At 37.2% G+C, this 6,427-nt stretch carries 9 protein-coding genes and 1 pseudogene; 4 read left to right on the forward strand and 6 right to left on the reverse strand.

What is annotated here, in order from left to right:
- Window positions 1-3 precede the first annotated feature (3 nt).
- The 3 genes from MOC09_RS13850 to mnhG are packed head-to-tail and all read left to right on the forward strand — an operon-like array spanning window position 4 to window position 1,122.
- Window positions 4-480 carry a Na+/H+ antiporter subunit E gene (locus MOC09_RS13850; protein WP_268359257.1) on the forward strand — a complete coding sequence of 159 codons (477 nt, stop codon included), beginning with the start codon at window positions 4-6 and terminating at the stop codon, window positions 478-480.
- On the forward strand, window positions 480-764 hold the full coding sequence (locus MOC09_RS13855; RefSeq protein WP_268359256.1) for a Na(+)/H(+) antiporter subunit F1: 285 nt from the start codon (window positions 480-482) through the stop codon (window positions 762-764). Before MOC09_RS13850 ends, MOC09_RS13855 begins: the two co-directional genes overlap by 1 nt.
- On the forward strand, window positions 748-1,122 hold the full coding sequence (gene mnhG, locus MOC09_RS13860) for a monovalent cation/H(+) antiporter subunit G (protein ID WP_129507721.1): 375 nt from the start codon (window positions 748-750) through the stop codon (window positions 1,120-1,122). Before MOC09_RS13855 ends, mnhG begins: the two co-directional genes overlap by 17 nt.
- A gap of 38 nt (window positions 1,123-1,160) precedes the next feature.
- On the opposite strand, the gene MOC09_RS13865 is transcribed toward mnhG, so the two are convergent.
- The 6 genes from MOC09_RS13865 to degQ form a co-directional block, all read right to left on the reverse strand.
- The gene (locus MOC09_RS13865; RefSeq protein ID WP_268359254.1) at window positions 1,161-1,541 is read right to left on the reverse strand and encodes a hotdog fold thioesterase; all 381 of its coding nucleotides are present in this window, start codon (window positions 1,539-1,541) and stop codon (window positions 1,161-1,163) included.
- Between the two features lie 19 nt (window positions 1,542-1,560).
- A complete protein-coding gene (gene comA / locus MOC09_RS13870; RefSeq protein WP_003220716.1) occupies window positions 1,561-2,205 on the reverse strand; it encodes a two-component system response regulator ComA in 645 nt (214 codons plus the stop codon).
- An 80-nt stretch (window positions 2,206-2,285) separates the two neighbouring features.
- Window positions 2,286-4,598 (reverse strand): histidine kinase, encoded by a 2,313-nt coding sequence (locus tag MOC09_RS13875; RefSeq protein WP_268370866.1) that lies wholly within the window; start codon window positions 4,596-4,598, stop codon window positions 2,286-2,288.
- A 15-nt stretch (window positions 4,599-4,613) separates the two neighbouring features.
- Window positions 4,614-4,835, reverse strand: a complete 222-nt coding sequence (comX, locus tag MOC09_RS13880) for a competence pheromone ComX (RefSeq protein WP_014114983.1) — start codon at window positions 4,833-4,835, stop codon at window positions 4,614-4,616.
- Window positions 4,832-5,821 (reverse strand): polyprenyl synthetase family protein, encoded by a 990-nt coding sequence (locus MOC09_RS13885; RefSeq protein ID WP_268357989.1) that lies wholly within the window; start codon window positions 5,819-5,821, stop codon window positions 4,832-4,834. Before MOC09_RS13885 ends, comX begins: the two co-directional genes overlap by 4 nt.
- A 63-nt stretch (window positions 5,822-5,884) precedes the next feature.
- The gene (degQ, locus tag MOC09_RS13890; RefSeq protein WP_003220708.1) at window positions 5,885-6,025 is read right to left on the reverse strand and encodes a degradation enzyme regulation protein DegQ; all 141 of its coding nucleotides are present in this window, start codon (window positions 6,023-6,025) and stop codon (window positions 5,885-5,887) included.
- 224 nt (window positions 6,026-6,249) lie between these two features.
- Between degQ and MOC09_RS13895 the strand changes: the two are divergent.
- A pseudogene (locus tag MOC09_RS13895) lies at window positions 6,250-6,372 on the forward strand (hypothetical protein).
- The last annotated feature ends 55 nt before the right edge of the window (window positions 6,373-6,427 follow it).

Below are 6,427 nucleotides of genomic sequence, written 5' to 3' on the forward strand. Positions count from 1 at the left end.
CGCATGGCTTTTCAAATGTTATTAAATGTGTTTCTCGCATTTTGCTGGATGTTTTTGAGCAATGATCCAAGCGCCGCAGGATTTATCACAGGCTATATGCTGGGAATGCTCTCTCTCTTTTTCTTCCGGCGCTTTTTTACCCGCCGGTTTTATCTATGGAAAATGTGTTCTATCATCAAACTCTTTTTGATTTTTCTAAAGGAACTGTACCTTGCCAATGTCAGTGTGATGAAAACAGTCCTATCGCCGAAACTGAATATCAGACCGGGCATTTTTGCTTTTAAAACAGAGCTCACGAAGGATTGGGAAATCACCCTGCTGTCACTGCTCATTACATTAACGCCGGGAACCCTGGTGATGGATATCTCCGATGACAGGACGATTCTTTATATTCACGCGATGGATATTGAGGATGCAGAAAAAGCCATTTTTGATATTCGAGAGTCATTTGAGAAAGCCATACAGGAGGTGAGCCGCTGATGTTTACGCTGATCTTGCAAATCGCGCTCGGCATTATGGCAGTGTCTACCCTTTTGTATGTCATTCGTGTTATCAAAGGGCCGACTGTGCCTGACCGGGTTGTGGCTCTGGATGCAATCGGCATCAATCTGATCGCGATCACGGCGCTTGTCTCCATTTTGCTGAAAACAAGTGCGTTTCTGGATATAATTTTGCTGCTGGGGATCTTATCGTTTATCGGAACAATCGCATTTTCCAAGTTTCTGGAGAAAGGAGAGATTATCGAAAATGATCGAGATCGCTAAAATCATCGTGGCAGTATTCATTTTGCTCGGCTCTCTTGTTTGCCTGGCCGCTTCATTTGGGACGCTGCGTCTTCCTGATATGTATACACGCTCACACGCTGCTTCTAAAGGGTCTACGTTAGGCGTTAATATGGTTCTGCTCGGTGTCTTCTTCTTTTTGTGGTTTATAACCGGGGAAATATCAGCTAAAATCCTGCTCGGGATTTTCTTTATCTTTATTACGTCGCCTGTCGGGGGACACTTGATCTGCCGCGCTGCGTACAACTCCGGCGTCAAGCTTGATGAAAGAAGTGTACAGGATGACTATAACGGGATCAGAAACTTTGTAATTAAACGAAAAGAGGATTCTTACTTATAAAAATAAGCAGCCGGACAGGCAGAGTTCCGGCTGTTTTTTTATTTTTTGATGACAGCCAGCGTACATCTGGATATACAGATCAGCCTCTCTTGCTCGTCATAAATGTGAATTTGATAGACAATGGTCGTTCTGCCTTTATGGACAGGCTCTGCTACTGCCTTTACCGTTCCTTCCTTTACGGATTTCAAATGATTGGCGTTAATCTCCAAACCGACACAAGCTTGTGTTGTGTGATCAATCAGATTTAGCGCACCTGCACTCGCTGCGGTCTCCGCCAGAGCAACTGAAGCGCCCCCATGCAAATATCCGAACGGCTGCACTGTCCGATGATCCACCGGCATGACCGCAACGCATCGTTCCGCTGTGCTTTCAACAATCTCAATTCCAAGCGCTTCAAGCAATGTGTGTTTCATATCCATCATATACAACTCCCTTTATTTAAAGTACACCGTCTGATTTTGCAATCAAAACCGCTTCCGTCCGGGAACCGACATTCAGCTTATTGAAAATCGATGTCAGGCTGTATTCAATGGACCGCTTGCTCAAATGAAGCGCATCTGCGATTTCTTGGTTTGTAAATCCCTTTTCAACTTCTTGAAGAATCAGGCATTCCCTAGGTGTGAGCACATCTTGTTCTTTTTGAGAGGAAGGAGCCGGCTTTGTTTTTTGCTGAGTCATCAGCTGTTTAAAATAAGCAAAATCGACTAAAATTTCTCCGTTGAGTACGTGGTATATGTATTGGGTGATCTTTTCTTTAGATTCCGTTTTGCTGATGGCACCGTGCAGACCCGCGCGAATCGCTTCCTCGAAATAATCCTCGACCTCATAACCGGTATACACGATAATTTTGCAATGAGGATTCTCTTGTAATATCTGTTTAGAAAGCTCCATCCCATTGACTTCGCCGCCTAAATTCAAATCCATTAAAATGAGATCATATGACGAGAAATCATGCTGCTTGATAAACTGTTCGCTCGGTTCAGGACTGAGACAATCAACAGACAAATTCGAATCCGTTTCCAAAATTGTCTTGGTGCCTTCCATGACAGCCGGATGGTCATCAATCACTAGTATCTTTTTCATGTTTTCCTCCCTTTTACTCACTCTTTTCCATTTTATAAAAAAGACTTGGCCTGTGCCAAGTCGTTTACGTTATAAAACCATTACAATTCGATTTCAATATCAGCCTTAAAGCCCTTCCCTTCACTTGTTTCAATCCGAAGGCGCCCATCTAAAGCCCTGACTCTCTCCTTAATGCCAGAAAGCCCCATGCTCATGGAATGCTCACTAGTTTTTTCTTGATCAAACCCTACGCCATCGTCCTCATAATGAAGAACGATTTTGTTTTGAATGCTGATCAGCATAATCAGCACATCCGTCGCCTGAGAGTGCTTGACCGCATTAGACAGAAACTCTTGGATAATCCGGTACAAATTCAGCTGCGAATCCAAATCAAGCGACGCCGTAAATCTGCCGGTATTTAAACGGATATGAAACGGAACCCGCTCCTGCTGCTGCGCCACCAGCTTCGACAGCGCCTTCACCAATCCCAGATCATACAGAAGCTGCGGCCGCAGCTCATGACACGTCTCCCTCGTCATCGAAATCACATCAGACATCTGCTCATTCATCTGTACAAGCTTGTCCTGCACCTCTTCCCGGCACGGATTATCGTCCTTCTTAAAATCAGCCAAAAACAGCTCACACTGGCGTTTTAAGGAGATCAGATCCTGAAGAACGGAATCGTGGAGATCGCGGGCGAGATCGGAACGTTGTTTTTCTTCGATCGTGTACATGAGTTTCTTGAGCCATACGGGGTTGGATTCTTGTTGTTTTAAATCCTCAAGATGCACCATCAATTCTTCGATTTTCATGACGTTTTCCAATGAGACATTTGTATAAAACGCTAACGTTTGAAGCCATGCAATTTCATCTCTTGTTAATTTAAAAGTATTATAACTTGAGAAACAGAGTACTAAAAATGATCTGTCTCCCCGTTCACCTATTTTAATAATAAAACCTTGTTTAAACTCTTTAATTTTACCGATATCACCAGAAAATTTTTTCACATATTGCTCATGACTTTTATAAGTCAGATCTTTACTGTTGTTCTTACTAAGGAGGGTGATTTCCCCTTTAGAATTATCATACACGCAAGCATTATCTATGTTTAATACTTCTAGGATTGTATTTTTAAAGTGATTAAGTACTTGATCTACCGATGATGCTTGCTTAATCAACTGAGTAAATTTAAAAATTCCATCTTGATAATTAAATTTCTCTGTGAATCTTTTCAACTTGAAACGAAAATCAATGATTTCTTTAAAGTAAAAGACAGCAAACATAAGCAAATATATTACAACTGTTAGTTTAACGGAGTAAAAGTTATCTTCTGGTTTTTGAATGTAATTAAATATGGTGACCACAATAACAGTCGGTGTAATGGCTAAAAATCCATAGTACTTAAGCCGTCCTACAACAAAGTCAATATTATAAAGTCTATTTGTCATAAATTGATACACTAAAGAAAAAGGTATAACAAGTGTAAAAGCTGCCAAACTAAAGGGTGAAAGATACTTATCAAACAACACATAAGGAATAACAAAAAAGATAATAAAGGGACTAAAAGCCAGGATATTTATATAAGCAAGAATTTTTAAAATTGACTTTTGCTCATTTTGTTTGATTTTTTTAATCCCTTGATGGATAAGAATAGATACAGTAAGGACAAGGATAAAAAAGGAAATCAAGTTCAAGTTAGACAAAAAAGCCGAAGAATTTAATCTATTACTCAAAACAGCTTCTAGTAACAGGTTTACAAGTGGAAGTATATACATAATAATTAAAATCTTCTTTTTGAATAACTTAGTGCCCAATTCCGCAAAGTATTTATATATGAAATGTATATATAAAATTGGACAACTTACTAAAGTAAGGACAAGCAGGTAAGTGCTGACCTCTTCACCTCTTCTTGCCCCGCAGGCACTTACATATGCTACTGATACAAATAACAAAAATAAGATTAAAACAAAAGCAGAAGGTGATTTTCTTACTTTATTTATTCTGTAAACAAAAAATATACAAAATAAACAGATTGAATAAGATATGAGTGGAATGAGATACATAAATAAATTTTCTTCACTTATTAGACTTACATTTTGTAAATGAAATGATTTATTATCTCTCTCAACTGTTAAACTTTCTACGTTAACCAATCTTCCGCTTTCTAATTGGATTTCGTTTCCTTTTTGCCCATTAACTTCAAGAATAATGTCACCTTTTTTTACACCTGAATAATATTCATCTGTATAATCCACAACTTTGGTAACCTCTAACTTACCCTGTTCATTAATCTTCACATCCGCACCTACAAAGATATTAAAAACAGAAATATAAGAGAGGTAGATAACATAAACAAAACTTAAAATGATAAAAGCTAGAGACAAGTATTTATAGAAGTTATTATTTCTGTGCATCTCATCATCCCATAATTAAATAAAACTTTTTCTTTTATCGTCCTCAAAAAAACTACTGATAGTTTCTATAGGAGGCCAATTGCTTGTTCTCGGTGCCTCTCCTTCTTCAAACGCATATAATATTGCTTTCTTTTCTTTTTCATTTATATTTAGCAAGGTTAAATTCCCATTCTTAAATTGATCAAAAGCTTCCGGATTGTTTACTAGATGGCTGATGATTTTATCGATATGTTTCAATTTATATTCCCCCTTAATAATTGATCAAGTAGTTGATTCTTTCTTTGTTCATCTAATCTCAGTTTTTTGAATGATTCTTTAAAATTTTCCAGTGCTATATTTTTAATAACATTTAAATATTGGATTACACCTGATTCTTGTAACTTCTTTTTCAATTCATCCATATTATTTATCTGATTATTTTCTTGCGCATAAAAATTTAATAAGTCAATCGATGATTGGTTATATTTATTTTTTAGATAGTAGAAGGCAAGATTGTGTCTAGTTTTTATGTCATTATTGTCAGGATAATATAGCCCATGGTGATCATTCGCAATTTGTTCGACTATACCCAAATAACGTGAATACTCCTCAACTGTTTCATTAAATTCTCCAGTTGCCAAATATACACCAAGAACACTAGGCAATGTTACAAGAGAACCTGACTTAAGTTTAATCATTTCAATATACTCTGATTCTGAAGAGACTGTTACATTTAAATCTGCATGTTGCCCTTGTAAAGATTGGAGTGAATATTGTAAAGTCAGACTTAAATGTTGCGGATTGTCAGAAACTAAACTTATCACTTGCAAACTTAATGTATAAAGTACAGTGGCTGCGTTAATCACTATCGAAGGATCTATTTTCATCCAAGAAGCCTGAAGATTGTCCTTATCCTCAATATCGTCAAAAATGTCAGCAGATAAAATTAAAAGTTCTATACCAGAAGCCAACAACTCAATTGCTGTAACATCTTTTCCGTCAAAAGCTATGTAATGGTGATACGCTAATTCTGCAAATGAAAATTGTTTTTTTTCTTCAATAAAAGATATAAGTTTTGTTTTTAAGTCTTCATTTAAAATATTTTCAACTACAATCTCCTTCATTTTCTCCTTGATTCGGACAGAATCTAAACATATCTGCTCAATAACGACTTCCCCCTCCCCTTCCATTTTACTAAATGGGACATTTAAAGGACAGCAGGTTTTTCGTTTTTTAACAATCATATAATACTTTATCCATTTATTGTACGGGAAGAACGAAAAAAAAGACTTGTTTCCAAGTCTTTTTCACGAAATTTTCATTGCATAATTGTATTTATCGAGCTGATCAATGCTTTTGTTAATGTTTCGTAATGAATCTGTCGTTTCTTTAATATCAAGTTCGAGTCGGAATAATAATTGTTTTACTTCTTCAAGTTTCTTTTCCATCGTTTCCACACTCCTTTTTTTGAAAGATCAATGAATTGTGTATGGTGAACGAGTCCTAGGTATTTGATCTGTTACTAATAGTGTATCTTCTTTCGGCTTATTTTTCACCGAAAAGTATGCAAAAAGATCCTGCGTGACACCGCAAATCTCAATAGGTCCTTATACTCAAAGGGATCACACCAAGAACGGGACTATATTTCTATGAAAGGGAACGTTTATTTCGGCTGAAATTGAGAAAGATTCTTAATTCCCTTGATTTTATGGTGTTTCGCATTTTTACTTAGCAAGACTATAGTCCTTCGTCCCGTATTTTCAAAATTGAATATGCGATTCTTGGCGTATCCTGACCGACAAACACCGAAAAAGACCGCAACGCTAAAGTGGTCTTATCCCTGTCAAGTA

It is taken from the genome of Bacillus sp. N12A5 (genome assembly GCF_026790125.1).
In the GTDB taxonomy this organism is placed as follows: Bacteria; Bacillota; Bacilli; order Bacillales; family Bacillaceae; genus Bacillus.

What these genes read in the sequence shown, in the direction of transcription:
- MOC09_RS13850 (WP_268359257.1), top strand. Translation starts at nt 4, where the DNA reads ATGGCTTTTCAAATGTTATTAAATGTGTTTCTCGCATTTTGCTGGATG.
- MOC09_RS13885 (WP_268357989.1), bottom strand. Translation starts at nt 5,821, where the DNA reads ATGATTGTTAAAAAACGAAAAACCTGCTGTCCTTTAAATGTCCCATTT.
- MOC09_RS13855 (WP_268359256.1), top strand. Translation starts at nt 480, where the DNA reads ATGTTTACGCTGATCTTGCAAATCGCGCTCGGCATTATGGCAGTGTCT.
- comA (WP_003220716.1), bottom strand. Translation starts at nt 2,205, where the DNA reads ATGAAAAAGATACTAGTGATTGATGACCATCCGGCTGTCATGGAAGGC.
- MOC09_RS13865 (WP_268359254.1), bottom strand. Translation starts at nt 1,541, where the DNA reads ATGGATATGAAACACACATTGCTTGAAGCGCTTGGAATTGAGATTGTT.
- degQ (WP_003220708.1), bottom strand. Translation starts at nt 6,025, where the DNA reads ATGGAAAAGAAACTTGAAGAAGTAAAACAATTATTATTCCGACTCGAA.
- mnhG (WP_129507721.1), top strand. Translation starts at nt 748, where the DNA reads ATGATCGAGATCGCTAAAATCATCGTGGCAGTATTCATTTTGCTCGGC.
- MOC09_RS13875 (WP_268370866.1), bottom strand. Translation starts at nt 4,598, where the DNA reads ATGCACAGAAATAATAACTTCTATAAATACTTGTCTCTAGCTTTTATC.